This window comes from Clostridium sp. TF11-13AC (assembly GCF_003481065.1).
GTDB classification, from domain to species: domain Bacteria; phylum Bacillota; class Clostridia; order Lachnospirales; family Lachnospiraceae; genus Otoolea; species Otoolea fessa.
The window spans coordinates 465,449-491,704 of record NZ_QUKJ01000002.1 but is presented as its reverse complement, the minus strand read 5'-3'; the positions used below and the strand labels follow the sequence as shown (position 1 = coordinate 491,704).

Sequence of the window (26,256 nt, the reverse complement as noted above, 5' to 3'; positions counted from 1 at the left end):
AGCCTCTCTGCCCATTTTTCTTTATTTCTTATTCTTCTGGAATGACACAAACTTTAATGCACTGACCGCTGCGTGCCAGATCAAGTGCCTCGCCGTAACGGGACAGCGGGAATGTATGTGTTACAATCTTTTCCAGCGGAAGCACACCGCTTTCGATGATACGGGCTGTCTTTTCCATGTAATATTTTCCAAGGAATACGCCATGAATTTCTACTTCTTTTTTCAGAACCTCTCCAACCTTGATCGGAGCTAATGCAGTCTCATCATGTCCGCACTGAAGCACTTTTCCTCTCGGGCGTACACAGTCGATACAATCCATCAACATTGCGGCAACCGCTTCAATACAATGATCGACACCTTCACCGTTTGTTTCTTCCATGCACACCTGTTTGATATCCTCAACATTCGGATCCACAACTCTGGTTGCACCTAATTCCAGCGCCTTATTTCTGCGGTACTCGATCGGCTCAGAAAGAATAATCTTTCTTGCTCCGCTTGCCTTCGCCAGTGCCAGATAAAGCTGTCCAATCGGACCGCCACCCAGGATGCAGACGGTATCTCCCACATGGATATTCAGCTTTTCAAGGGAATATCCACAGCATGCCAGCGGCTCTGCCAGCGCCATCAGTTCTGCCGGTGTATCAGCTGCGATTTTATACGCAAACTTTTCCGGAACCAGTGTATAGCTGGTTAATCCGCCATCCTTAAATACGCCCATCGCATTCGCCTGGCCTTCCAGTCCCGGCTCATCCAGATACAGATTCTTACACATTTCCGGAAGTCCGGCACGGCAGGCATCACAGTAACCACACGGTCCATGCGGGTCTACGATTACTTTATCGCCCGGTTTTAAGCTTGTAACCGCTTCTCCTACCTCTACAACCTGTCCGCAAAATTCATGTCCAAAGATAATTCCCGGACGGGACGGATGTTTCTGCGGAGTTGCAAAAATGTTAATATCTGTACCACAGATACACACTCCCAGCACTTTGATCATCACATCATCTGCTTTTTTGATGATTGGTTTCGGTCTATCTTCAATCGCAAATTTTCCAGGTCCTTTATAGATAATTGACTGCATATGCTCCTGCCTCCTTTTCTTATTCTACTTCTACCCATTTCGAATCATTGTCGCCGCTCTTCATAACTGCATGAACGAATTTAACGCCCGATACACCAGTTTCAACATCCGGGAAGTCCAGATCGTCCGCTGTAAGCGGTTCACCATTTTTACGTTTGATCAGATAATTGATAATATTTTTATAAATATTAGCTTCCGCAACGTAGTATCCTTCCGGATGTCCGAACGGGAGACGGAAATGACGTTTTTCTTCATCTGAGAAATAACTACCTCCACGTGTCAAAACCTGTGTTGCCTCTCCATATTTATGGAAGATAACCTCATCCGGGCGAATCTGCTGCCACTCTAAGCCCCCCTTTGTTCCATATACACGGAATACCATTTCATTAGATTTACCACATGCCACCTGGCAGAACCAATAGGAACCATGGACACCATTCTCATATTCCACCAGAATATTGTCATTGAAATCCAATTTTTTTCCAAAACGGTCAACCGTAGCTGCTACTTTTTTAATTTTCAGTCCTGTAACATAATGAACCAGATGTTCAATGTGGGTACCGTCATCCGCACAGGTGTTGGAAATGCCGGAAAGTTTCGGATCCGAACGCCAGATCTTACTGTTAATCTGGGAATCTTCATGAAGCACATTTAAGAAACAGCCCGCCGTGTACTCTGCATTGATAGAAACGATATCTCCCAGTTCGCCTCTCGCTACCATTTCTTTCATTACCTTTACCATCGGATAACCCGAATAGCAGTAGTTCACTGCAAAAAGAAGGTCTTTCTCTTTTGCCAATGCAGCCAGTTCCTCTGCTTCTGCCACTTCAAAGCACAGCGGTTTTTCGCACATAACGCCGATTCCATGCTCCAGAAAGCACTTTGCAATTTCATAATGCACAAAATTCGGCGTACAAATTGCCACAAAATCAATTTTACCGGCCTCTGCCTCTGCCATTTTTTTGTAATCGAAATAGATTCGCGATTTGTCCACGTTATAATAATCCGCGCATTCTACGTTCAGCTCATCAATCGCTGAAAAACATCCGCACACCAGCTCTGCTCTCGGATCAAACGCCAGTCCCTTACGATGCACTTCACCAATCAGTGCTTTCAGATCGCCACCTACCATTCCATACTGAACCTGTTTCATGTTCTCATCCTCTCTTTCTTTCATTTATATTTTCAGAGCATTAAGATCAGCTCTTTTTCATCGGTTTTTTCCTGCCGGATCCCCATGCCGGTGCTCCGTGCTTCTCTTCTCCCGCATATTCAAATCCACAAATTTTCATTGCCTGCTCAACCGCTGCAAATGTATTTTTCTCTGGGAAAAATTCAAGACACGCAGTTCCCTGAAAACCTCTTTCCCTCAGTTCATTCATCAGATAACTATAATTAATCTCCCCGGTTCCCGGTTCATGGCGGTCCGGTGCATCTGCAATATGTACATACGGTACAATATCCAGATTCCGAATTACATTTTCAAGTAAATCTCCATGCATCAGCTGCATATGGAAGAAGTCGCACAGCAGACGGATCTTCGGGGAATTTACGGTTCTTACAATCTCTGCTCCCTGGCTTGTATCCGTAATGGCCATTCCGCCATCCGCTCCATGGTTATGGAGCGGCTCCAGCAGAAGTGTAATGCCTTCTTTTTTGAGAATCGGTGCCAGCAGTCCCAGTGTTTCCTTGATATTGGCAACTTCCTCCTGCCAGCTGTATATATTTCTCAAATCTGAGCTTTTCCCATTTTCAAAATGATTGGAGAATGCAATCAGGGAATCACACTCCAGATAATGAGCCGTTTCGATGGAACGTTTTACCCACTCAATATACTCGCTGCGTTTCCTTCCGTCGCAAAGAGAATAATCCTGCTGACCACTGAAAGCAGTCACCTTTACTCCCTGATCTTCGCATAGTTCACGAATCCGCTTCACATCACGGTCTGCCCAGCTCCAGAACTCAATTCCGGAAATCCCTGCTTTACGAATCAGCGGAATTTTCTCATAAATATCCTTTCCCGGAAAAAGCGGTTCTATATTTGCTGCATATGTAATCATATTTCTCTCCTTTCCATCCGCTGCTTTTACTCTCCAAACACAGCCTGATAATCTTTCTGAAATTTGATAATTCCTGCATCTGTCAGCGGATGTGCCAGCATCTGCTTCAGCACACCATACGGTACAGTTGCAATGTCCGCGCCTGCCAGCGCGCATTCTGTCACATGAATCGGGTTACGGATGCTTGCCGCAATGATTCTGGTGCGTATTTCCGGATAATTTTTAAACATTTCTGCAATCGTCCGGATCAGTTCCGTTCCGTGCTCCGAAATATCATCCAAGCGTCCTAAGAACGGAGATACATAAGTTGCCCCCGCTTTTGCCGCCAGAAGCGCCTGATTCGCAGTAAACACAAGCGTCACGTTCGTCTTGATGCCTTCTGCCGCTAACGTCTTCACCGCTTTTAATCCCTCTCCTGTCATCGGAATTTTTACGACCATATTCGGATGAATCGCTGCTATCGCCCGGCCTTCTTTAACCATTTCTGCTGCCTGCGTTGTGGTTGCTTTTACTTCACCACTGATCGGACCATCTACAATCGAAACAATCTCACGAATTACTTCATTAAAATCTCGTCCTTCTTTTGCTATCAGGGACGGATTAGTCGTAACCCCACAGATAATTCCCATGTCATTTGCTTCCCGTATCTCCTCTACTTTTGCTGTATCGATAAATAAATCCATGTCCCATCTCTCCGTTTCTTCTTCCATTTTCCTACAGTTCCGCTGCTTCCTGTCTGGTCGAACCAAGGCGCCAGCGTCCTTCTGCCAGCTCGCTTTCTACATAAGCATATTCTTTATCCAGATGATAGAAGAAAAGCAATACTGCAATCCCTCCCCAGGCAATAAACGGAACCATCAGATACAGATTCTGAATTGCCGCCACTGCCGACTCCGGCACGCTTGCCGCCAGCCCATCAAATCCTGCATGTGACATTACAAATCCACAAACCGCATTTGTCAGGCCACCACCCAGCTTATAACCAACTGCTGATGCACAATAGCAAAGTCCTTCATTCCGGATACCTGTATACCAGTGTCCGTATTCAACCGTATCTGCCAGAAGTCCATAAATCAGTGCGCCTACAGTTCCTCCGCCTAATCCCCGTACAATCAGTCCAACCGTCAGGGTCGTCAGATTGTACGGCTGTGCTGCCATAATCGCCGCACCGGCTAAAAATAATACACTTCCTGCTATTGAACAGTTTCTCTTTCCCAACTTCTTTACGAATGGAGCCACTAAAACAACCGATAAAATAAGTGGAATCTTTTCTGCCAGTGTCAAAAGTGTTACCCTCTCATTATTTCCCAGCGCGTACTGTGCATAATAGGAAACCATCATTCCATTCAGCGAGAAATACATTCCCCAGAGAATGAATACTCCTGCAATAATCAGCCAATAACGGTTTTTAAATAACGCTCCGATGCTCTTTCCAACCGGCACCGCCGTATCTGCTACCGCTGTCGGATCCTCGGATACCTGTTCCTTACAGTTCAGAAAGCAGATGAATAAAAGAATCATTGAAATAATTGCATATCCAATGGAAATCATAATCCATGCTCTCTGATCGCCCCCCAGACGATTTGCCATCGGAAGTGTAAAGGCCGTTACAACAACTGCACCTATCGGTGCGATACACATACGGTACATATTCAGAACGGTACGTTCATTCTGGCTGGTTGTCATCAGCACGGCCATTGCACCATATGGTAAGTTCAAAGCTGTATAAACGATCGTTACAGCAAAATTATATGTAATAAATACATATATAGCCTGTGCCATCGCGCTTGCATGCGCCGGAACCATAAACATCAGCACCGCTGCAGCGCCAAACGGAATAATCATCCGCAGCACCCAGACTCTTGCTTTTCCATATTTTGATTTCGTCCTGTCTACAATTACTCCCATAATTGCATCGCTGAATCCATCAAACATTCTGGAAAGCAAAAGAATCGTTCCAACAACCGCCGCTGACATTCCCACAATGTTGGTATAAAAATAGGACGCCATATTCGCAGTTGCTGCAAATAATATGTTGCACGCCAGATCTCCGAATGAATACGACAATCGGGTTTTAAATGATAATTTTTTCTCCTCCAATTTTAAATCTCCTTCCCCGTTTCCAGATTTTCCCCAAAATCTGTATCTCTTTCATTTTTCCATCCCCATTTTCAATAATAGTAAAATAGTCTCTTGATTTTGATAGAATAGTCCCCGATAGAACTCTTATGAATCTGGCCTATCATTTTTACCTTTTCGGTATTTCGTCCTTCATTTTTTCCAGTCACAAGCAATTCCATTGTCATTCTACACAAAAACAACCAATTTATATTGTATTTTCAAGGACCATATTGACATTTTGTCTATATTCAGCTTATACTGATTCACAAACCATTTTTTATTTCTGGCATTATTTTACCCTAAGCAGGTTGCATGCTGCAATCTCAATTCTCTCATGTTTTGGTAATATAATTTCATCTTCCATGAGAAAGCAAGAATTATCCCATTCAACACCTGATGAAAGGAGATTTTGAATTATGATCAATCAGGAAGTAATTGTAAATCAGCAGCTTCAGGAACGTATTCACTATGATAATCCGGACTTTCCGCTTGCCCGTTTTATCGACGAAATGGATTATTTTGTAGATGGGGAATTTCTCTGTCACTGGCACCCAGAATTTGAATTAGCAATTATTTTAAAAGGCGGGATTGAATATCAGGTAGATCAGCAGGTTTTCCGCCTGCATCAGGGAGAGGGAATCTTTATTACTTCACGGGCCCTTCATTCTGCCCGACAATTAATTCCAGGATCCATCATTTTCAATATCGAATTTCCTGCTTCGCTCTTTCATACGATTGGTACCTCATTTCTGTACCAGAACTATTTCAACCCATCTTCCCTGAAAAAAATGGGCAACTGGAAAATCCTCCCTGAAAATGAAGAAGGAAGTGAAATTCTTGAACGCCTTATGCACATCCACCGCTCCGATCCAGATAAATACGCCTATGAGCTTCTGTGCATGGAAGACATTTTACACATATGGCGTAATCTTCTGGTTCTATTGCATCGGTCCTTCCCGGTTCCTACTGACAATGATGAATTCATACGCGAACACCGCATGAGAAAAATGGTGAGCTATATCCAATCGCACTTTGAACAGCCCCTTACCATTGACGATATCGCCGGTGCCGCCAGTATCAGCCGCAGCGAATGTTTCCGATGCTTTTCCGGTTTCTGTCAGGTTTCGCCCATTGAGTACCTGAACCGCTACCGCCTTCAGAATGCAGCCCAGAAACTCTCTGGCAGTACTGCCAGTATCTCCGACATTTCTTTTCAATGTGGATTTAGCAGTATCAGCTATTTTGGCAAAGCATTCCGTAAAATGTACGGCTTATCTCCCTCTGAATATCGTCAGAAGAAGAAAAATGCCGTCTCAACCTCATTGAACGCATGAAGCTTTTCCCTTTCATCGCAGATATTTGCGGAACTTGCAACGATTTGTTGATTTTTTGGCATGATTCGACGAATTTTTTTATTTGGCAGACACTCTGTTCCGTGCTACAATCTTAGTTATAAATTGGGATTTGGAGGAAATGCTTATGGCTCGTGATATGACAAAAGGGAATATAACCGGACACCTGATCGCCTACGCGGTTCCGCTGGTGTTCGGCAACCTCTTCCAGCAGCTCTACCACACGGTCGATTCGGTAGTCGTCGGACAGTTTTACGGAAAAGAGGCGCTGGCGGCAGTCGGTGCGGCGGGTCCGATCATGAATATTCTGACCTTTCTGATTGTCGGGCTGTCGCTCGGCGCATCAATTCTGATGGCAAGCTATTTTGGTGCGAAAGACTATCAGGATTTAAAGGATGAATTTGCGACCTCGGTGCTCTCCGGGCTGCTTTTAACCATTGTCCTCTCCGGTATTTCACTGGCAGGAAGCCGCCTGTTTATCCGCCTTACCCAGACACCGGAAGAGATATCGGCACCGGCGTCCTTGTATTTGCAGATTATCTCACTGGGTCTTATTTTTACCTTTTTTTACAATATTTTCTCCGCCGCCCTGCGCGCAATCGGAGATTCCAGAGCGCCGCTCTATGTCCTGATCCTGACGACCGTTGTCAATGTATTCCTGGATGTATTCCTGGTTGGCATCTGCCGCCTCGGTGTTTCCGGTGCGGCAATCGCTACGATCATCTCGCAAGCGGTCTCTGCGCTCGCCCTCTTCGTCTATATCTGGGCGAAAGTGCCCCTCTTACGCCTCGGCATCCGGGATCTGAAACTGAAAACCTCGATGCTCAAAAAAACGATCGATTTCAGCTCCATTTCCGCCGTCCAGCAGACGATTCTCTACGTCGGCCGCCTGCTCGTCCAGTCCGGCGTCAATGCACTCGGCGTCGATGCAGTTGCCGCTTTTAATGCCGTCTCCATCATCGACAGCTATGTGCTCGCCCCGGGCGACAGCCTCGCGGCATCTATCACGACGTTCTCCGCACAGAACCTCGGCGCGAAAGAGTATGACCGGATTCCGAAAGGGCTTCGGAAAATGCTGGTGATTGCAGAAATTTATATTATTTTGACAGCGGTGGTCGTGCTGTTCTGCCGTCACCCGCTGCTCGGCATTTTCTTGAAGCCGAATGAAACGGAGGCGCTGCGTCAGGGCATGTCCTATCTGGTGCCGATGGCTAGCTTTTACTTCATCAGTGGTATCACCAATACCTTTCAGGGATATTACCGGGGAATCGGGCACCTGATGATCACCCTGTTCGCGACTCTGGTGCAGATTCCGATCCGCGTTGTGATCAGTTATGCGCTGTTTGGACGGCTGGGAATTCAGGCTGTAGCGATTGGTACGACGATTGGATGGGCTTGTATGGTGGTATTTGAGCTTTTGATGTATCGGAAGTATGGACGGGTGGAAGCGCTGCGGAAGAACGATCGGTAATATAGAATGCTCTACCCGGTAGTCCAGGAAAGAGCCTGCAGCCTGCCGGCGTAGCTGGCTCTTTCCTTCCTTGGATAACTTTAAATTATCCTTACGCAAGAAAACGATCAGAAGCACATTCCCCTGATCGTTTTCTTTATTATATATAATTTTCTATCTTTTGCTATTTTTTATTCAAAATCTTCCTTAATCACATCCCAAGCCGCATCAATACTGAAATGCTCGCGGATATAAACCTGCGTTTTCTCTGCTAAGTCTTCCAGGCGTTTTTCGTCGTTGTAGAGCTCTACGACGGTCTCGGCAAACTCGTCCGGCTGGTCCTCTACCAGGAGGACTTTCTCTACCTCCGGGATTCCCTCGCTGCCGACGGAGGTGGTGACGATGGGGGCACCGTTATAGATAGCTTCTACCACCTTGCCCTTAACCCCTGCGCCGTAGCGGAGCGGTACCACTACAATCCGGCAGTTCCGGTACAGGTCTGCCAGTTCTTCTTCACTTACAAAGCCTTTGACGATGATGCCATTTCCAGGCTGTTCCAGCGCTTTGATCTCGTCGGTCACTTTGGAACCGACGATGTAGAAGTTGACCTTGATCTGTTCCCGGATCTTCGGGAATACTTCTTTCGCGAACCAGAGCACCGCGTCTGCGTTCGGCGGATGCGCAAAGCCGCCGACAAACAGAAGTCCTTCCCGTTTGGCGAAGTCTTTGTTCAGATTCTGTAAAAACTCCTCATAGACATATGCCGTGATCGCCTTGACCGGAATCGTCTCATCAACGGCGTGGATCGCCTCTTCCTCAACGTAGGACGGATAGTAGGACACCGCCACTTTGTGGAAGAGTGAAAACTCGATCGATTTCCAATATTCGGATTCCTGACGCTTCTTCACATCGCCGGTCAGCTCATACTCGCGGAACTCACGCATAAAATGAAGGTCGTGACCGTAATAAATCATCTTGATATCCGTGTGTTCTTTGATAAAATCCACATATTTTGTCGCGATATGCGGACGGTTCAGATATGCCACGTGGATATCTTTTCCATTTTTCACCAGCCAGTCCCAGATACCGGTCAGGTATTCCTGTCCGTAGAGGACCTCGATTCCCATCTGCTGCAGCGTAGACGTATACGGTTCCTCATGGAGGTAATTATCTCCGATAAATTTAACAACATACCCCTTTTTCAGGAACATTTTCAGGTACTGGAACGTTGTCTTGGAACCGGCGTCTTTGTCAAAGGTCGGCACATAGTGATCGATCACGACAATGATCTTTTTGCCCATGCTGCGCTCGCGTGCGCGGAATGGATTCGGATTGCCGTTGTTGACGCACTGATTCTTGAACTCTTCTTTCCATTTTTCTTTGAGTTTCTCGCTGTTTTCCACCTGATACCGTTTCAGACCGGTTCCGTTGACATCCGTTCCGTTGGAAATGCCTTCGAAATGGATGACCTTGGATTTTGGCTGGTAAACGACGCGGTAGCCCGCTTTCCGCACCTCAAATGCCAGATCCGAATCTTCGCAGTACGCCGGGGCAAACCGCTCGTCGAAACCACCTATCTGCTTCCAGAGTGCGGTGGATAAAAGGATCGCTGCGCCGGAAATATAGTCTACATCCTTGACGTAGTTATATTCTGCCTTATCCGGATCGTCGAGGCGGCCGTAATTCCAGCCGGAACCATCGCTCCAGATGATGCCGCCTGCCTCCTGTAAACGTCCATCCGGATATACCAGCTTAGACCCTACCATACCGATGGTGGAGTCAGATTCAATGAGATTTACCAGGGAGCTGAGCCAGCCTTCTGTTACCTGGGTATCGTTGTTTAAAAACATCACATATTTGCCGCGCGCCGCCTTGGCCGCCTGGTTGCAGTTGCGCAAGAATCCCTGATTGGTCTGATTGCGGCAGATCACCAGGTTATCGGCAAACTCCGCCAGATGCTCGGTGGCATCGGTTGAAACGTCATCTGCGATGATAACCTCATAACTCACATCCTTCGTATGCTCCAGAATCGACTGCAGGCACAGATAGGTATAGTGAATCTGGTTGTATACCGGAATTACGATGGAAACCGTCGGATTTTCTTCCTTCGGAAGGTGGATTTTTCCGTAGGTCAGATACTCCTCACCGATCTCAAAATCACCTTTGATAAGGTTCTTTCCTTCCTCTGTGGTGTACATCTTCATCATTTTACCCGGATGGAGAATCGTCCGTTTCCAGTAGCCGAGCTTCTTGCGGCGTACCGTGCCCTTTGGATAGCACCGGTTAAATGCCTGTCCGAGCTTGCGGCGCACCTTGAAAATGACCGCCTCATGACCATTTAAGTAGGTCAGCGTCTTGCCAAGCTCTGCATTTTCATGGCGCAGATCAGAAATGATAACGTCCAGATTCGCCACGTGGTTATTCGTCAGGCGCTGTACCTCCTGCACTTTGCGGAGTGCCGTATCTTTTTCCGAATTTTCTGCCCGGAGCGCATCCAGACGTTCGTTTGCCCTTGCAAGTTCTCCGTCCACATGGGAAAGATCGGCTAATGTCTTCGTCTTTACCATGTAATCTTCCTGGTAAGTGCGCTGGTTTTCCCCGTGCACGTACTCCTGGAAGCCGCGTTCCATCGCCTCGTAAAGCGAAAGCAGCTTCTCATCCGCCTTCACATACTCCGGGAACTGTCCGATAAATTCCCGCTCGGCCTGACCGCCCAACAGACTCTTATAACGGCGGTAGAAATAAACCAGTGTCCTGTATTTCACAAAACCAGCCGGAACCGGGAATAAGAAGACCCACTCATAGTCGATCGCATAAGTTCCGTCCGCCGTCACCAGCATATTTTCAAAAAGGGCGTCAATGTTGGAGGCGCTGTAGCTCTCGTCCGCAAGAACTGCCCCTAAAGAAGCCCATCCGCCGCCATTTTCTGTCTCTTTATCCCGATAGGAATCCAGCTCGCCCAGCGCATTAAATACCTTGATAAATTCCGGTGTCACCGCAAATGGTTTGCGTTCCTCCGGGCGGATGTTGTAGATCTCATCCATCGCAGCCCGGATCGCGGAAACCTCCGCATCCGCGCCCTGGGCAGTCAGAATTTCTCCCAGAAGTTCCGCCCGCGTTTTTCCCTCTAAATACGGAAATACTGCTGTCATTCCCTCGTCCTGAAGCTCCGGTTTTGCCAGTTTCAGGGACGGATTCTGACGGTCAAGCACCTGATATTTTTCTTCGAAGGACTGGATGTGCGCCTTTCCCTCCGGATAGAGCGCCGTCTTCCAGACCTCGCGGGTTCCATTCTTTTCACGGATCTCTGTCCGGATCTGGAAGCAGTCTTCGCGGGTGCGATTGTATTTCACATAGATAACGTCCTGTGAAGCATTCTCAGCTTCCGGCGCAGCCTGTCTCTGCCAAAAAACCAGAAATGCATTCGCAAATTCCGGGAACCGTCCGTCCTCGCAGGCTGCATCGAGCGCCGCCCCCATATCCATCAGCATATACTGCGGACAGTCATAGACCGGTAACACACCGGTCAGATCGCCTTTTTTCGGCAGATAGGCATCTGAAAAAATCTCTCCCGCCGTCCGGTAATCCGGCATCGGATAGTAAAATTCCCCGCCCGGAAGCAGCTGCTTCATTTCGTTCCAGGAAAGTGCGCCCGTCTCCCGCTCTGCGCCTGCCATGTATTTCACGCCAAACCAGTTGGAAGCCGCCGCAATCAAGGTTCCATGAGCAGAAAGAAGCTGTTTTGCGGCTGTCATCTGTGCCGCGCGTCCCGCTTTATCTGCCGCCGTCAACCCCCCGATCAGCATTACATATCCATATGTCCCGCCACGCTTTTCCGCTTTCATCGCATACGTCTCCACATCCGCACAGACATAGCGGATCTTCGCCGCCAGCTCGGGCTCTGTCTGGAAGCGGCGGCGTACTACCTCCAGATTTTCTTCGGAAGCATCCAGCACCGTTACCGACGATAAACGTCTGGCAAGCAGCCCTGTCAGCGCGCCCGCGTCCGCCCCGATCTGCAGCGCCTGCTGTTCCGGGTCAAATTGGCACCAGTCCAACAGGTTTTCCCGCAAATCTGCCAGTGCGTACAGATAGGAAAGCTTCTTATTTTCCCGCAGCGCCTGGCGCCGGTCACTGCCGTATTTATCAAACAGAGCAATCAGCTCCTGATTGATTTTTTTCATCTTATTTCTCCTTTTATCATGCCTGCAGATCTTCCTGTGCCGCCTCATCCGCACTAAGCGACTCCGCCTGCTTCGCTGCCTCTCCGGCCGGCGATAACCTGACCGCTACATCCGGCTCCATGTCGTAGACACCGACCGTGTTCTTATTAGAAATAACGGTAATATTTGCCACATCGTAGAGACGGTGGTAAACCACGTGCTCGCCGCCTTCAAATCCGGTACAGCTCATGGACAGCAGGTATTCGCCGCCCTGCAGAGTCATCTTCTGCGTAAACGCGACATCGTAAATATCGCCCTCCTTGACCGGATGGACATCCGTTCCCTCAAACAGGGTGTTCGTGCCGGTCAGGTCGGTTCCTTTCTTATCCTTGATCGTATAAGTAAAGATCGGTGCCTGAATCGGTGCATTGAAACGGATGCGCTCGCGGATGGTAAACTCTTCGCCTTTTAAGAGCAGGTTAGTGATATTGCCGCGCGCGTCCACCAGTCCCAGATCGAAGATCTGCGCCCTTCCGTCGCCGTACTCCTCGCGGTTTGCGTTGATCGTCAGCTTGTCGCGCATTAAGCCCGGCTTTTTCGCCGTTTCTCCGTTCAAAGCAGCCGGATTTCCGGTGCCGTCCGATGCTGAAGCGACTCCATTTTCTGCGGTGCCATCCACTGCCCCGGAGCCGTTTATATTTCCGGCATCGTTATTTCCAGCCTCATTTCCAGATGCACCATTCTCCGCACTTCCGGCTCCTGCTTTCTCCGCTTTTACTACCTTGTCCCCGGAAAAATCGTTCATCACTTCCAGCTCGGCGCGCAGCGCGTCCATCTGTCCTGCCAGAATCTTTTTGTAGAGATCGACCATCTTGCCCGCCGAACCCTGTGCGATAAATTCTCCCTTATTGAGCAGCACTACCTTATCGCAGTATTTGATGATACTTCCCATATCATGGGTTACCATGATGATCGTCGTGCCGTTTTTGCGGATCTCCTCCATGCGGCGGTAGCACTTGGACTGGAAAAAGACATCCCCGACCGAGAGCGCCTCATCAACGATCAGGATCTCCGGCTCGACGTTGATCGCAAGCGCAAATGCCAGACGCACGAACATACCGCTCGAGTACGTCTTGACCGGCTGATAGACGAAATCGCCAATCTCGGCAAAATCGAGAATCTCCGGCAGCTTTGCATCCATCTCTTTTTTGGTATATCCCATCATAGTACCGTTCATATAGATATTTTCGATACCGGTGTAGTCCTGGTTAAATCCGGCTCCCAGCTCCAGCAGCGCCGAAATTTTGCCGCGCACCGTCACCTCGCCGGTCGTCGGCGTGAGAACGCCGGTAATGATCTTAAGGATCGTCGATTTACCCGAACCATTCGTACCGATGATGCCGACCGTCTGACCTTTTTCAACCGTAAAGGAAAGATCGCTCAACGCGTAGAAATCCTTGTGGTATTCTTTATGGCTGACGCTCAGCGATTCTTTCAGCCGGTCGATCGGTTTATCATACAGCCTGTATATCTTGGTCACATTTTTCACTTCGACCGCGTACTTCTCTGCGTTCTCCGCCTCTTGTGCCCCTGTGTTTGTTGTATTTTCAGCAGACATATATCTTTTTCGTTCCTCCTGTTCCACTATTCTCGTAGTATAGCATGTTTTCTATGTTTCTTGCAATTCCTGTACGCAGAAAAACACACCTCTTTCTATGTACTCACGAAAAACATTCGTATTTTTTTGTGAAATGTTTTGTATTTTCTTGACAATATCCAGATGCTATGCAAAAATCATGGCAAAGGAGGATGATTCTATGGATTTTTTAACAATGACAATTCGAAAACAAAAAAATATTGCACTCATCGCACACGACAATAAAAAACGTGAACTCATCGACTGGTGTGAGGCGAACAAAGAGATCCTCAAAAAACATTTCTTATGCGGAACCGGCACAACCGCCCGCATGATTACGGAATATACCGGGCTTCCGGTCAAGGGCTATAACAGCGGTCCTCTGGGCGGCGACCAGCAGATCGGTGCAAAAGTCGTCGAGGGACAGGTTGATTTTATCATCTTCTTCTCCGATCCCCTGACCGCCCAGCCGCACGATCCGGATGTCAAGGCGCTTCTTCGAATCGCCCAGGTTTACGATATCCCGATCGCCAACAATAAAGCGACTGCCGATTTTATGATTACCTCGCCGCTGATGGATGAGGAGTATGAGCATGACATCATCAACTTCCATCAGAATATTAAAGAGCGGGCCAAGAAGCTGTAAAAAAACACATTCTCCCTTGTATTTATTTCCATTCTTCGGTACAATGGTCGTTACCGTTTATGAGAATACATACAAGGGAGATTTTTTATGTTACAGAAATTTTTTAAATACATTTTCCAAAGCATGGCGGGCATGCTGGGAATTTCCGTCTACATCCTCGCAGACACCTATTTTATCTCGGTCTACTCCGGTGCAGATGGTCTGGCGGTCTTAAATCTGATTTTACCGGTTTACGGACTGATCTATGCGATTGGAGCAATGATCGGGATCGGATCGGCGACCCGTTATGCGATCGACCGTGCGCAGGGCAAAAACGCCAGCTTCTATTTTCTCTCCGCCGTAACCTGGGATATTCTCATCAGCATTCCGCTGGTGCTGGCAGGCATTTTCATCCCGGATAAAATCTTGCAGCTTCTCGGCGCAGACGCGGGGCTGACCGCGCTCGGAAAGCAGTATCTCCGCATTATTCTGGCTGCCTCGCCTTTTTTTATGTCCAACTACGCATTCACGGCGTTTGCGCGCAATGACAGCGCTCCGGCGATCGCGATGCTCGGCTCCATCGCCGGAAGTATGTTCAACATCGTGTTTGACTACATCTTCATGTTTCCGGCAGGTCTGGGACTGACCGGCGCGGCGTTAGCGACGGCATTCTGCCCGCTTGTGACGATGAGCATCTGCGGCACGCACTACCTGGGAAAACACAATCAGGTCGGATTCCGTTTTCGCGCTCCATCCCTGCGCCACCTGATCGCCTGCTGCCAGCTCGGCGTATCCGCCTTTGTCGGCGAAATATCCTCCGCCGTGATCGCGATCGTCTTTAATTTCCTGCTTCTGGGACTCGCCGGAAATGTCGGTGTCGCCGCTTACGGCGTCACTGCCAATCTCTCCGTCGTTGCCATGTGCCTGTTCAACGGACTCGCGCAGGGCACGCAGCCGCTCATCAGCGAAAGCTACGGAAAAGGCGATCACACGCAGAGCCGCCAGTTCCTGACCTGGGGCGTCATCGCCTGCCTGATCGTGGAAGCGATCATTCTGGTGCTGACCTGGAGCATGACCGATCCACTGATCCAGATCTTCAACCAGGAGCAGAACGCCGAACTTCTGCATTACGCCCACAGCGGGCTCCGGCTGTATTTCCTGGGCTTTCTCTTTGCTGGCATCAACATCCTGCTGGTTGCCTATTTTTCCGCCGTCGCGCAGCCAAAACCAGCCATCGCCGGTTCTCTGCTGCGCGGGGCCGTCGCTATCATCCCCTGCGCTGTCACACTGGCGCGCCTGTTTGGGCTGAACGGCGTCTGGCTGTCTTTCCTGGCGTCGGAAATGATCACTTTCTTCGCTATTTTGCTGCTGGCAAGGCTGGGACATACTTCCAAAGAATCACATAATTTTAAAAAAATTTAATTTTTTCTCAAAAAATATTTGACACTTTACATCATCGTAGTATATTGATGAAAAATCGAACACACCAAAACCGTTGAAGCGGAGATCAAAGCAGCATATGCGCGCACAGAGAGTCCGGGAGGCTGAGAACCGGGTCGAGATGCAGGCTGCCCAATGGACCTCTGATGGCGCAGCCAAAAACTGGATATATTTTCAGCCTAGTACTCTGCGACGTAGGGCTTATGTTAGTTGCCGGAGATATGCAGGTATCTCGCAAAGCGCATGGAATCACTCCATGAATCAAGGTGGCACCGGCGTCCGGAGTGAGATCACGACCGATATCGGCGCGATGGTAAATCTGATAAAAGAAGAAAGCGATATCCCGTGTGCCGTATGTGGCAGAATACGTGAAATCAATGAAAAACGCGATTCGGTAAAAAAAAGAAAACCGTCTGTAAAAGAATCTTTCATTCTTTCTCAGACGGTTTTCTTTTTCTGGCTTCAGAAGCCTTGTTCTGTCGTAAATGCTTTAGGTTGGTGGTAACTCATCCAATTCTGCCGGATGGTTATAAGCTTGCGAGCAGATTATCCATTACATTTCGCACAGAAACTCTTTTTCTACTTCTGCCTCAGACTCGGTATAACCTAACTGTGCAGCTAAACGATGTACCAGTACCGGCATTGCTTCCTGCTCTAAGGACTCGGAAACTACATGCTTTTCTGCTGGTGTGTTGTAATATGCCTGATATAAATTCTCCTGATATAAACCGTTATTGAATGTTCTTGTTGCTTTCATCATGATAATTACCTCCATCAAATAAAATTATATTTTTTCATATGATAGGCGGAAATCCATTGCAATATTCTTATGATACTATTACGATATCCGTCTGTGAAAATCTCTTGTTTCTTTCGATGGCAATAATATAACACTGTCAAACAAAAAGTACCATCCCCGGAAGTGGTATAAACTTATAAGTCATTTGCAATTATATAAACATAAGTTAATATATGTAATAAGTACCAATTTTGACACCCTGACTATGTACAAAAGTTACAAAAACAGCCATACTTGAAATATAAACAAAAACGTCCGGCGGCGATTTGCGGATTTGTGCATCCCGCCTAAAAAAGAATGTACCTTGGCTCATTCGGGCGTCTCGCGCGGTCGCCTGCGAACGGTTCTGGCAGGGCTACGCGGATGGGTGCTGCCTACACAATGCGTGAACGGTGGCTTAACGGGATTCGCGGATTACCTCCTCAATATTTTTGTACGGAACCCGCGTAAAAAGCCCCCGCAGCTCTTCCGCCAAATCCAGTGCCATCGCGATTTTTGTGAGTGACAAAAGGGAAATCTGCCCCGTCGCCTCAAATCGCTTAATTGAGCCATAACTCACCCCACTCATGTCCGCCAGTCTCTGCTGTGAAATAGCGCGGCGTTTCCGGATGTTACGCAGCCGTGATGCCAGTTTCTGATCCAGTTCATCTGCAGTTTCCCAGATAAGTGCTTCCATATTGCTCTCCTGCCTCTCTAAAGATAATGACCTAACATGTCCTGCACACATGTACGAATCTGTTTTATCATTTCCATGCATCTCGTTTTTTTCATTCCGGCTGCAAGCCCAACTGCAAGCAGCTCCTTCTCACCCGGATTTCGTCCATTGCCATCTACGCTGGTCGTATGTTCCCCATAATATGTGTTGCTGTACGTCAGATCATACGCTGGTCCCAGGCGCCATTGCTCTTCCTCCTCCCGATATATATAAGTAAAATTCTTTGAATGATCATCCCGGTTGTGGGCAAACACATTAAAACACATACGGCGGAACATGTTTTCTATATCTTCTGCCTTCCCATTCGTCAATATTTTCGTTAATTTCATCAATTGATGGTAATCCAGACTTGGCTGTTCAAAATCCAGTTCTAATAACGCCGCTGCCGTCAGCATATGAACCCGCTTTACCATCCCATTTTCTATTTCCCGATCAAATCGTCTGGTTCCAAAATATCCTTTGCATCGCCTTGAGGGAAACAATCTCGATTCACTCATGACAATTCCGCACTGTTTTGCACAGCACGCATAGTCATACTCCATCTTCCCTTCATCTTTTCCATCTATATGTGCCGGAAATTTAATCAGCCAGTCCTCTCCCTGAATCTGCGTCATGATTTTCGGGCGCGCACCTCCGCTTGTACCGCCCAGCCGGTACAGTTCATCCAATTTGTCCGAGTATTCGGTATTTAATATTTTCTGGCAGGCCTCCGCAAGTTCGTCCAGATTATCATTTTTCTCCTCAACCGAAAGTTCCCGCTGCGGACGATAGGTCAACGCCCCCATCCCAGATCTTCCCACAACCGCCAGCCGGTCTAACACTGTCCAATCGTCTGGCTGCTGCTTATGCGCCAGCAAAAGACGCCGCAAAAGCAGGCGCCCCCACGCATCTGGCAGGCTATCCGCAAACACCCCAAACAAACCTTCAAAATAATCCTTATTTGGAATAAACACCTGCTTTTTCAAAGGCAGTGAAAACGGACTGATCGAAAATCCCTCTTCCAGCCATGCATCATCATACTCAAATGCCACCTTGTGATTCGCTGTTAATGCAAGAGTTCCTACCAGTCTGTCTTCATACATAACCTGAAGTTTCTTTCCTGTCTCCATCCGCCCTATCCTTTCTCCTTTATTATCCCATAAACACAAACTTTAGGGAAATTCTATTTTAATTTTTTCCATTTAAATCATGGATAATATATTATCCATTAATGCTATTTTTTATTTGTTTTGTATAATATATTATCCATTTATTTTAATCTATCCACCCCTGATTTTCAAGCCTTCTACCTTCGCTTTTCAAAATTTCCCTCTTTACATCCTCTTCCATTTTTTTATAATAACCCTCGCGCAACAAAATATGGAATCAAGAGGCATAAAAAAAGAATCACCCGAACTAGCACTTTACGAGTGATTCTTTTTATTTAGTTTTAAAAAAACTTTGCATCCCCCTTCCGCCCGGACATCCGGCACCTTACCCGTCCTTCTCCGGCACCTCATCCCGCCAGACAACCGTCTCCACATCCTCAAACAGCTCCTGGTTGCGCTCGACCGTCAGATAGACAAAATCATCCGGCTGGTATTCATCCAGAAGCGCCTCCGTGTATGTGTCAAAGGTCGCAAACACCGTTTTCCGGTATAGCTTCGGCATAAAATATTTAAGGTTCTGGCTAAAGGAATCGCCTACCACCAGAAGTGTTTTATCATTCGGCGAATCCGACTCAAATACTGCAAAGCTGTTGTCCTCGTTCATATCCACCGTCGTAGCCGTCACCTCCGGCAGATAATTCTGAATCACATATTCGGTATCGTCGCTGTACTCTGCTGCCATGTTAAGCATCCGCGCCAGGTCTCCGGACGCCGGTCCTGCCGCCTCAATCGAGACTGCACTGAGCGGTGTAGAGGTTCCAAGCAAAGTCTGTGCAATCTGCTGGCTTCCGATAAAAGAGCCGATCTGGTTCCAGTGCGTATCATATTTGTAATAAAGCTGATACGTGTCCGCCTCTTTCAGAAGCTCCGGCTTCATGTCATACACCGGAAGTCCCTGCGCCGCAAGCTCCGGGAGCGCCGCATCCAGACGCGACTCACTTCCGTATACCCGGACCGAATCCGGCATATATTCCGCATAGACACTTTCCTTGTTGGGTGCCTCAAACATCACAAACCGGATGCCGCGCTCTTTCATTTTCTCGTTTACCGAGGTAATCGCGTCCGCCAGCGCTGTTTTCTCATCCGCCGTATAGAGATTTGTCCGCTGATAATCCGCCAGCGCATCCTCGCCGTCCTCCGAAACGGTGTAAAACAGCCAGTTTTCTTTTCCGACCGTCACATCCGAAATCGAGCTTTCATTTAAAAGCTCCAGATCCAGCTTTGTCTTCGCCTTGACAAACAGATTTTTAAACGGAACATGGTCGTTGTAATACGCTTCAAATTCCGTCGGAATATTGTCAAAATTGGCAGCCGACAGTTCCGGAAAGGATGCCAATTCCCTGTTTTCATAATTCTGCTGGTCCAGATGGCTCCTAACCGCCGGATAGACAAGCGTCGGCAGCACCAGGCTCGCCGCAAAGGAACCAATCAGAAGTATTTTTGTCCCTGTCTCTCGATTCATATCTCTCGTTTTCTTCTCCCTGCATGAATCCATCTTTCTGTACTTTCACGCCCTGCCGCCCATGCTTTCATTTTTATGTTCTCATTGCACAGGCAAGCATGCTTTCTACACTGCTTTTAAAAACGGAAATAAATAAATGGATTGTATGTATTGTTGACAAGCAGCAAAATGGAAAACCACAGGATCGCCATGTAGCCGATCCAGCTTGCGACCGTCACCGAGCCATCCTGCGCCAGCACGCGCCCTTTCCATTTCATCCAAAACCACTGCACCGGACCACATGCCAGCAGCGCCGCCGCCAGAAACATCCAGAGTTTCCGGTTCATGTAGCGTTCCATCAAAACGACTGCGCTGTGCGGCACAAACATATACCGGATAAAGGAAAATGCCTGCCCGATCGTGTCCGCGCGGAAGAAAATCCAGCCGATCAGCACGACAAACACCGCATAGATATGCGCCAACGGCCGGAATTTCTCCTGCTTCAGCCATTTTCCCAGAAAACAGCGCTCCAGCACGTTGAAAAAGCCATGGTAAATGCCCCAGAAAATGAACGTCCAGCCCGCTCCGTGCCAGATGCCGGTCAGCAGAAAGACCGTCCAAAGGTTGACATACGTCCGCGCCGTGCCCCTCCTGTTTCCGCCGAGCGGAATGTACACGTACTCTTTAAACCAGCTGGAGAGGGAAATATGCCATTTCCGCCAGAAATCCTGGATCGAAGTCGCTGTGTACGGCAGCCGGAAGTTTTCAATAAATGTAAAGCCAAACATTTTTCCAAGCCCAATCGCCATGTCCGAATAGCCGGAAAAATCGAAATAAATCTGCAGCATATAGAGAAGCGCCGTCAGCCAGAGCATCGCCTGGCTCACATCCGCCGCCTGATACGCGTAGACCGCGTCCACCACCTCGGCAAAGGTATTTGCCAGGATGACCTTCTTTCCCAGACCGAAAATAAAGCGTTTCACGCCGTAAGAAAAGCCCTCCAGCGTGACGGTCCGGTTTTCGATCTGCTCCTCGATGTCATGGTATTTCACGATGGGTCCCGCTATGAGCTGCGGGAAGAAGGAAATATAAAGCATCATGTTGAGCGGATTTTTCTGCGCCTGATTTTCGCCCCGGTACACATCCACCACGTAGGAAAGCGCCTGGAAGGTATAGAAGGAAATTCCGATCGGCAGCGTCACCTGAATCGCCGGAAGCGCTATATCAAACCCGCGAAGCAGCGGATTCAGCACCTCGGCGAGGAAATTGTAATATTTAAAATAGCCGAGGATCAGAAGATTGAGCGTCACGCAGAGCGCCAAAAGCCATCTCTTTTTCCCGAATTTCTCCACCAGACGCCCGAAACCGTAGTTGAGCAGAACCGAAAAAATCATGAGCACCACATACCGCGGTTCGCCCCAGGCATAGAAAAAGAGGCTGAATACGGTCAGGATGCCGTTTTTGAACGGTTTGGGGCTCACGTAGTAGAGGAGCAGGATGCAGGGGAGAAGAACCCATAGGAAGATGATTGAACTGAAAACCATTTTATGTAAACTCCTATTGATAAGTTGTCGCAGAAGGGAGCTGCCGGAGGCGGCACTGGCAGCTTCTCAGATTATCGTTGTTCGCATCTCGATAATCCAATAGCTGTCAACACCATCTACAGCAGCTCCCTTCCCATCTACAGTACGTCTGAGAAATGGGGACGAAGTTTTTTGAATACCTTCAGTCCTATTATCATCAAAATAAATGTTACCACCCAGAAATAAATCGTCATCGTCGGCCGCTCGAAGAACCAGCTTCCCGTAAGCATGCTGTCGCGGTAGCCTGCGGCGATGTAGTAGAATGGATTAAGCTTGAATACCCACTCCAGCCAGGATGCGCGGCTGGTGAAGATTGCCTCGTCGTACATGATCGGGGTCAGCCACATGCCGAACTGGAGGCAGATGCCGACGATCTGCGCCATATCTTTAAAGAACACCTGCACGGCGCTGGTAAAATAGGTAAGCGCCAGTCCAAGCATCGACGCCGCAAAGGAATAGTATAACACCTGAATCCAGGTTGCAGACGGCATACGCCCGTCAATCAGGTACAGCCCCGCCATAATGATCAGGAAGCAGGCATGTACCAGGAAACAGGAGATAAGCTTGATAACCGGAAGCATCTCCACCTGGAATACTACCTTTTTAACCAGATAATGGTACTCCTGCAGGCAGTTTGTGCCCGTATTTAAAATCTCGCTGAAATAAAACCACGGGATGATACCCGGCGTCAGCCAGATGACATAGGTCGCCCCCGGAACCGGCGGCGCATTTTTCATGCCATGTTCACCGAAGATGAACGCATAGATCGCGATCGTAACCATCGGCTGGATAAACATCCAGACAATTCCAAAGTACGAGCCGACAAAGCGCTTGCGGAAATCCGCCTTGGCAAGCTCGGTGACCAATTTTCTTTTTCCTATCAGTTCCCGAAACAGGGAAATCAGTTCCCGCATTCTATCCTAACTCCATTCTTAAAATTTGAATGCATCCCGGAAGCCGCCCCATTTCTGGTCTTTCTCCGAAATAATCAACTCCATGCCTTCCTCGATCGGCCACTCAACGCCAATCTCCGGATCGTTCCATGCCATACCGCCCTCATCGCCAGGATGATAAAAATCGGTACATTTGTATGCAAATTCTGCCTCATCGGACAGTACCAGGAAGCCGTGTGCAAATCCTTCCGGAATGTAGAACTGCTTCTTGTTCTCCGCGGAAAGAACCACGCCAAACCATTTTCCGTAGGTCTCAGAACCAGTACGAAGGTCTACCGCCACATCAAATACGGTACCGCGCACTGCACGCACCAGCTTGCCCTGCGGATACTGTTTCTGGTAATGAAGTCCGCGCAGAACGCCCTTGACAGACATAGACTGGTTGTCCTGTACAAATACCATGTCGAGTCCCGCCTCATGGAAATCGTTCTGATTGTATGTCTCCATAAAATAACCGCGCTCGTCCTTGAAAACAGTCGGTTCGATTACATAAAGTCCCTTGATGTCACATGGTGTTACTTTAATCTTTCCCATTTTTCTATCTCCTTCTTATGCAGGTATTTCAATTCATTTTTCAATACGTAACTGGCATCATCCTTTTCGGCTGTGCCATCTTTAACTATATCATTCGTTTTTCTGGCTGACAACCTTTTTTACAGATGTTTGTGCCTCTTTCCCCCGCTCATTTTCATCCAGCGCAATCTTCTGCGCCAGATCCTTGACCTTCGTCTCCAGCTGCGACTGTTTGATCGACATATGGAACATTTTCACAATCAGGAGGAAAATAACCGCCAGATAGATAAAATTGGCAGTCGTGTACGTTCCCGCCAGCTCCGCCAAAAGATCCGGCAGCCCCGGAAAGATACTGAACACAATGAGAATGGACGAGAATCCCAGCCAGAAAATCGAATCCTCGATCTGGAGTTTTGACTGCCGGATCTTCCGCATAATCATAAAGGTTGTCAGGATCGACACGACGATCAGGACAACTCTGAGTGTTGGCGTCATGGCGCTACCTCCTCTTTCTGAAATTCTGGATTAACAGAATCGAAATCAGCATTTTAAGCATATACCGCATCGCATTGACCGGTGTCAGGTAACTGACTCCCAGAATCCGTTCATCCATGATGACCGGCACCTCCGCCACCCGCGCGCCCTGGCGGATCAGGTAGGAAACGGTGTCCGGCTCCGGACCGTAGTTAAGCCCCGATGCAAATTCGCGGATCATGCGCTTGCTGAACATCCGCATTCCCGAGGTCGGATCCTTGATATTGACACCCGTTGTGAAGCGGATCGCCATCTCGATCAGATTACTTCCAAGCATCCGCATCGTAAATGGCTTTTTCTCCCCGACAAACCGGGAGCCGATGACGATATCGTAACCTTCTTCCATTTTCTTGATCATGGATTCCAGATACTCCGGACGGTGCTGTCCGTCTCCATCGAGCTGGACCGCATATTGATATCCGTACTTGTCGGCATATTTAAGTCCCGCCTGAAATGCCCCCGCCAGTCCCAGATTGACCGGAAGGTTCAACAGATTATATCCATTTCTCTGGCAGATCGCCGCCGTCTCATCGCGCGATCCGTCATTGACGACCACATAATCATACTGCGGAAAATTGGCAGTCAGATGGTTCACAACCCGCTCTATATTTTCGGCTTCGTTGTACGCCGGTATGACTATCAAAAGTTCGGCTTTTTCCGCCCCAGAAGCTTCTTCTGTGGACAATAACGCCTTATCTTCCATCGCCCACTTCTCCTTCCCAGTATGCCGGATTCATCGTCAGGCTTCGAATCAGCCCCTCCGGCAGCTTTTTATAATGCTTTCCCAGCCAGTACCCGGCATATTTACTTCCGCTCGCCATCACAAGCTGCGGCAGAAGAAGCACATGACCATTTTCCACCAGCCATTTCGCTGTTTTCTTCACCAGACGGATTCCCTCGCCCTCCGAATGAAGGCGCCCAAACACCTCGGGGTGATCCGCCTGCGATACGCCAAGGTCGAAATTCCGGTGCAGCTGCTGCATCGCCGTATAATTGTGGGAATGGATGACCTGCGCGTCCGCCGCGTAGGCAATCTGATACCCGGCTTCCACCGCGTGTCCGGCAAAAATCATATCCTCGTTGAAAATGGTTTTCTTCGTAAATCCGCCAAGCTTCAGGTAAATATCCCGCCGGTATGCCGCGCAGACATTGGAACAGAAATACGTCTTGATTCCCAGCTCGTCCTCGTCCTCTTTCCCTTTCAGACGGCTCACCGCCGGATAATTAAAGTCCCTCGTATACCGTTCAATCACACCGCAGTCCGCCGCCGGAAGCTGTCTCGCATATGCTGCCGCCACACGTTCCGAAGCATCCAGCGCCTCCAGAAGCTCTTTCACCAGATTCCGGTCATACGGCACGCAGTCGTGCGTCATGCAGATGCAGACATCCGCATCTGATTTCAAAATTCCCTCATGGCGCGTCCTTCCATGGTCAAATTCCGACTGGCGGATATGGCACACGGTCAGCTTTGTATCTTCCCCCTCAAATAAGGACTCAAACCGCTCAGCATCCCAGTACTTTTCTTCCGTATTCATGATGATCACACGGCCCACCGGCACACTCTGTTCCAACAGCCGCCGCAGAAGTTTTTCCAGCTTATCCCCCGGTTTGAACGTAGGTATAATCACATCGGCTTTTCTCATTTTTCGTACTCCTTATAGGCTTTTCTGTAAAAATGCATCAGAATCTTTACCATCCAGTCCGGCCACATTTTCCGGAACATCGCCATCTCATCCGCCGGGCGCCGGTTGTCCTCGATGCAGGCTTTCGTCGTCGCCGCCGCATGAACGCGGTAGGCAATCAACGGTTTTTCCGAACAGATAAAACGTCCCTTTTTGCCCGCCAGCTCGTAAAGGTTGTCCCAGTCCAGCGCAAAATCATACTCCGAATGGAACATATCGTCCCCAATCTGTTCTTTATTGTACGTGCAGGACGGACAGCAGATTGAATTGCCAAACCAGACACTGCTCCGCTTGATCCATGTGCGGTTTGCCAGGAAACGAAGCCGCAGCGGCAGGCGCAGTATCTTTTTTACCAGCCAGACCATGTTAAATGGCTCCGGAATGGCTTTCATTTTTCCCTCTTTCTCCGTCATGCGGATCGTGAGATAATCGCTCGCAAACAGCAGCAGATCCGGATATTTCTTCCAGGCTTTTAAAAGCTTTTCGGCATAATCGCTGCGGTATCGGTCGTCCTGATGGGCGATCGTGACGAAACGCCCCTGCGCCTTTCCATAGGCAAACATCCAGTCCTCACGGATATTGCTCGCCCCGTCCCGCACATAGAGCGGCACCTGATACCGCGCTGCCAGCTCCCGGATATAGCTGCTCGGCGTCGAGGTACAGCAGATCACCTCCGATTTGACCGTCTGGCTCGTCACCGAACGCAGACATTCTTCCAGATACGGCGAATCCTTGTATGCACAGACCGCAAATGTATGAATGATTTCCTGCTGCATCTCGTTTCCCTTTCTCTCTCGCTCTTTCATGCCGCACTTCTGCCTTCTCGTTTTTCAAGAGCGGTACCTGCTTGAATTTATTTTTACCAGACTTATGATCGATTTTAACGTTTCAAACATCTTTGCCTGTTACTGTTCACGCATACGTGCCCAGTAACGGAATTTGCCGTGGCTTCGCATTTAA

At 48.5% G+C, this 26,256-nt stretch carries 23 protein-coding genes; 5 read left to right on the top strand and 18 right to left on the bottom strand.

What is annotated here, in order from left to right:
• Positions 1 to 28: 28 nt before the first annotated feature.
• Genes DXD12_RS06630 through DXD12_RS06610 form a run of 5 tightly spaced genes read right to left on the bottom strand, consistent with a single transcriptional unit; the run spans position 29 to position 5,241 of the window.
• Complete coding sequence (locus DXD12_RS06630) at positions 29 to 1,081, bottom strand: alcohol dehydrogenase catalytic domain-containing protein (RefSeq protein ID WP_118629161.1); 1,053 nt, start codon at positions 1,079 to 1,081, stop codon at positions 29 to 31.
• Positions 1,082 to 1,100: 19 nt separating this feature from the next.
• On the bottom strand, positions 1,101 to 2,234 hold the full coding sequence (locus DXD12_RS06625; protein ID WP_118522173.1) for a Gfo/Idh/MocA family oxidoreductase: 1,134 nt from the start codon (positions 2,232 to 2,234) through the stop codon (positions 1,101 to 1,103).
• Between the two features lie 46 nt (positions 2,235 to 2,280).
• Positions 2,281 to 3,141 carry a sugar phosphate isomerase/epimerase family protein gene (locus DXD12_RS06620; protein ID WP_118522174.1) on the bottom strand — a complete coding sequence of 287 codons (861 nt, stop codon included), beginning with the start codon at positions 3,139 to 3,141 and terminating at the stop codon, positions 2,281 to 2,283.
• 26 nt (positions 3,142 to 3,167) lie between these two features.
• The gene (fsa, locus tag DXD12_RS06615) at positions 3,168 to 3,824 is read right to left on the bottom strand and encodes a fructose-6-phosphate aldolase (RefSeq protein ID WP_118522250.1); all 657 of its coding nucleotides are present in this window, start codon (positions 3,822 to 3,824) and stop codon (positions 3,168 to 3,170) included.
• A 31-nt stretch (positions 3,825 to 3,855) separates the two neighbouring features.
• Positions 3,856 to 5,241 (bottom strand): glycoside-pentoside-hexuronide (GPH):cation symporter, encoded by a 1,386-nt coding sequence (locus DXD12_RS06610; RefSeq protein WP_118522175.1) that lies wholly within the window; start codon positions 5,239 to 5,241, stop codon positions 3,856 to 3,858.
• 437 nt (positions 5,242 to 5,678) lie between these two features.
• Between DXD12_RS06610 and DXD12_RS06605 the strand changes: the two genes are divergently transcribed.
• A complete protein-coding gene (locus DXD12_RS06605; protein WP_118637838.1) occupies positions 5,679 to 6,596 on the top strand; it encodes an AraC family transcriptional regulator in 918 nt (305 codons plus the stop codon).
• Between the two features lie 145 nt (positions 6,597 to 6,741).
• On the top strand, positions 6,742 to 8,085 hold the full coding sequence (locus tag DXD12_RS06600; protein WP_118637836.1) for an MATE family efflux transporter: 1,344 nt from the start codon (positions 6,742 to 6,744) through the stop codon (positions 8,083 to 8,085).
• Between the two features lie 170 nt (positions 8,086 to 8,255).
• Here DXD12_RS06600 and DXD12_RS06595 read toward each other — a convergent pair whose 3' ends face one another.
• Together DXD12_RS06595 and DXD12_RS06590 are read right to left on the bottom strand one after the other, a co-directional pair.
• Positions 8,256 to 12,248, bottom strand: a complete 3,993-nt coding sequence (locus DXD12_RS06595; RefSeq protein WP_118637834.1) for a glycosyltransferase — start codon at positions 12,246 to 12,248, stop codon at positions 8,256 to 8,258.
• A gap of 16 nt (positions 12,249 to 12,264) precedes the next feature.
• On the bottom strand, positions 12,265 to 13,845 hold the full coding sequence (locus DXD12_RS06590) for an ABC transporter ATP-binding protein (protein ID WP_117796861.1): 1,581 nt from the start codon (positions 13,843 to 13,845) through the stop codon (positions 12,265 to 12,267).
• Positions 13,846 to 14,044: 199 nt separating this feature from the next.
• Between DXD12_RS06590 and DXD12_RS06585 the strand changes: the two genes are divergently transcribed.
• The 3 genes from DXD12_RS06585 (at position 14,045) to DXD12_RS15835 (ending at position 16,433) form a co-directional block, all read left to right on the top strand.
• Positions 14,045 to 14,509 (top strand): methylglyoxal synthase, encoded by a 465-nt coding sequence (locus DXD12_RS06585; protein ID WP_117796860.1) that lies wholly within the window; start codon positions 14,045 to 14,047, stop codon positions 14,507 to 14,509.
• An 87-nt stretch (positions 14,510 to 14,596) separates the two neighbouring features.
• A complete protein-coding gene (locus DXD12_RS06580) occupies positions 14,597 to 15,910 on the top strand; it encodes an MATE family efflux transporter (RefSeq protein WP_118637832.1) in 1,314 nt (437 codons plus the stop codon).
• 97 nt (positions 15,911 to 16,007) lie between these two features.
• Positions 16,008 to 16,433, top strand: a complete 426-nt coding sequence (locus DXD12_RS15835; protein WP_347561371.1) for a hypothetical protein — start codon at positions 16,008 to 16,010, stop codon at positions 16,431 to 16,433.
• A gap of 48 nt (positions 16,434 to 16,481) precedes the next feature.
• Here the strand turns inward: DXD12_RS15835 and DXD12_RS06565 are convergent, their stop codons facing one another.
• The 11 genes from DXD12_RS06565 to DXD12_RS06515 form a co-directional block, all read right to left on the bottom strand.
• Positions 16,482 to 16,688 (bottom strand): hypothetical protein, encoded by a 207-nt coding sequence (locus DXD12_RS06565; RefSeq protein WP_107000704.1) that lies wholly within the window; start codon positions 16,686 to 16,688, stop codon positions 16,482 to 16,484.
• A gap of 436 nt (positions 16,689 to 17,124) precedes the next feature.
• On the bottom strand, positions 17,125 to 17,403 hold the full coding sequence (locus tag DXD12_RS06560; RefSeq protein ID WP_107000705.1) for a helix-turn-helix transcriptional regulator: 279 nt from the start codon (positions 17,401 to 17,403) through the stop codon (positions 17,125 to 17,127).
• A gap of 17 nt (positions 17,404 to 17,420) precedes the next feature.
• Positions 17,421 to 18,551 carry a type II toxin-antitoxin system HipA family toxin gene (locus tag DXD12_RS06555; protein WP_118637830.1) on the bottom strand — a complete coding sequence of 377 codons (1,131 nt, stop codon included), beginning with the start codon at positions 18,549 to 18,551 and terminating at the stop codon, positions 17,421 to 17,423.
• Positions 18,552 to 18,915: 364 nt separating this feature from the next.
• Positions 18,916 to 20,052, bottom strand: coding sequence for a hypothetical protein (locus DXD12_RS06550; RefSeq protein WP_181357195.1), 1,137 nt, complete (start codon positions 20,050 to 20,052; stop codon positions 18,916 to 18,918).
• A 116-nt stretch (positions 20,053 to 20,168) separates the two neighbouring features.
• Entirely contained in the window at positions 20,169 to 21,575 is a 1,407-nt protein-coding gene (locus DXD12_RS06545) for an MBOAT family O-acyltransferase (RefSeq protein WP_118629149.1), read from the bottom strand.
• A 137-nt stretch (positions 21,576 to 21,712) separates the two neighbouring features.
• Positions 21,713 to 22,528 (bottom strand): ABC transporter permease, encoded by an 816-nt coding sequence (locus DXD12_RS06540; RefSeq protein WP_022360049.1) that lies wholly within the window; start codon positions 22,526 to 22,528, stop codon positions 21,713 to 21,715.
• Positions 22,529 to 22,546: 18 nt separating this feature from the next.
• Complete coding sequence (rfbC, locus tag DXD12_RS06535) at positions 22,547 to 23,101, bottom strand: dTDP-4-dehydrorhamnose 3,5-epimerase (RefSeq protein WP_022360048.1); 555 nt, start codon at positions 23,099 to 23,101, stop codon at positions 22,547 to 22,549.
• Positions 23,102 to 23,191: 90 nt separating this feature from the next.
• A complete protein-coding gene (locus DXD12_RS06530) occupies positions 23,192 to 23,575 on the bottom strand; it encodes a DUF2304 domain-containing protein (protein WP_107000709.1) in 384 nt (127 codons plus the stop codon).
• A gap of 4 nt (positions 23,576 to 23,579) precedes the next feature.
• Entirely contained in the window at positions 23,580 to 24,317 is a 738-nt protein-coding gene (locus tag DXD12_RS06525) for a glycosyltransferase family 2 protein (RefSeq protein ID WP_107000710.1), read from the bottom strand.
• Complete coding sequence (locus DXD12_RS06520; protein WP_118493858.1) at positions 24,307 to 25,257, bottom strand: glycosyltransferase; 951 nt, start codon at positions 25,255 to 25,257, stop codon at positions 24,307 to 24,309. The genes DXD12_RS06525 and DXD12_RS06520 overlap by 11 nt, the downstream gene beginning before the upstream one ends.
• Complete coding sequence (locus DXD12_RS06515; RefSeq protein WP_118637828.1) at positions 25,254 to 26,102, bottom strand: glycosyltransferase family A protein; 849 nt, start codon at positions 26,100 to 26,102, stop codon at positions 25,254 to 25,256. The genes DXD12_RS06520 and DXD12_RS06515 overlap by 4 nt, the downstream gene beginning before the upstream one ends.
• Positions 26,103 to 26,256 lie beyond the last annotated feature (154 nt).

Coding starts and splice junctions, on each gene's coding strand:
- DXD12_RS06630 (WP_118629161.1), bottom strand. CDS start 1,081: ATGCAGTCAATTATCTATAAAGGACCTGGAAAATTTGCGATTGAAGAT.
- DXD12_RS06560 (WP_107000705.1), bottom strand. CDS start 17,403: ATGGAAGCACTTATCTGGGAAACTGCAGATGAACTGGATCAGAAACTG.
- DXD12_RS06580 (WP_118637832.1), top strand. CDS start 14,597: ATGTTACAGAAATTTTTTAAATACATTTTCCAAAGCATGGCGGGCATG.
- DXD12_RS06525 (WP_107000710.1), bottom strand. CDS start 24,317: ATGGAAGATAAGGCGTTATTGTCCACAGAAGAAGCTTCTGGGGCGGAA.
- rfbC (WP_022360048.1), bottom strand. CDS start 23,101: ATGGGAAAGATTAAAGTAACACCATGTGACATCAAGGGACTTTATGTA.
- DXD12_RS06585 (WP_117796860.1), top strand. CDS start 14,045: ATGGATTTTTTAACAATGACAATTCGAAAACAAAAAAATATTGCACTC.
- DXD12_RS06555 (WP_118637830.1), bottom strand. CDS start 18,551: ATGGAGACAGGAAAGAAACTTCAGGTTATGTATGAAGACAGACTGGTA.
- DXD12_RS06625 (WP_118522173.1), bottom strand. CDS start 2,234: ATGAAACAGGTTCAGTATGGAATGGTAGGTGGCGATCTGAAAGCACTG.
- DXD12_RS06540 (WP_022360049.1), bottom strand. CDS start 22,528: ATGCGGGAACTGATTTCCCTGTTTCGGGAACTGATAGGAAAAAGAAAA.
- DXD12_RS06590 (WP_117796861.1), bottom strand. CDS start 13,845: ATGTCTGCTGAAAATACAACAAACACAGGGGCACAAGAGGCGGAGAAC.
- DXD12_RS06545 (WP_118629149.1), bottom strand. CDS start 21,575: ATGGTTTTCAGTTCAATCATCTTCCTATGGGTTCTTCTCCCCTGCATC.
- fsa (WP_118522250.1), bottom strand. CDS start 3,824: ATGGATTTATTTATCGATACAGCAAAAGTAGAGGAGATACGGGAAGCA.
- DXD12_RS06595 (WP_118637834.1), bottom strand. CDS start 12,248: ATGAAAAAAATCAATCAGGAGCTGATTGCTCTGTTTGATAAATACGGC.
- DXD12_RS06530 (WP_107000709.1), bottom strand. CDS start 23,575: ATGACGCCAACACTCAGAGTTGTCCTGATCGTCGTGTCGATCCTGACA.
- DXD12_RS06620 (WP_118522174.1), bottom strand. CDS start 3,141: ATGATTACATATGCAGCAAATATAGAACCGCTTTTTCCGGGAAAGGAT.
- DXD12_RS06565 (WP_107000704.1), bottom strand. CDS start 16,688: ATGATGAAAGCAACAAGAACATTCAATAACGGTTTATATCAGGAGAAT.
- DXD12_RS06520 (WP_118493858.1), bottom strand. CDS start 25,257: ATGAGAAAAGCCGATGTGATTATACCTACGTTCAAACCGGGGGATAAG.
- DXD12_RS15835 (WP_347561371.1), top strand. CDS start 16,008: ATGCGCGCACAGAGAGTCCGGGAGGCTGAGAACCGGGTCGAGATGCAG.
- DXD12_RS06605 (WP_118637838.1), top strand. CDS start 5,679: ATGATCAATCAGGAAGTAATTGTAAATCAGCAGCTTCAGGAACGTATT.
- DXD12_RS06600 (WP_118637836.1), top strand. CDS start 6,742: ATGGCTCGTGATATGACAAAAGGGAATATAACCGGACACCTGATCGCC.
- DXD12_RS06550 (WP_181357195.1), bottom strand. CDS start 20,052: ATGAATCGAGAGACAGGGACAAAAATACTTCTGATTGGTTCCTTTGCG.
- DXD12_RS06515 (WP_118637828.1), bottom strand. CDS start 26,102: ATGAAAGAGCGAGAGAGAAAGGGAAACGAGATGCAGCAGGAAATCATT.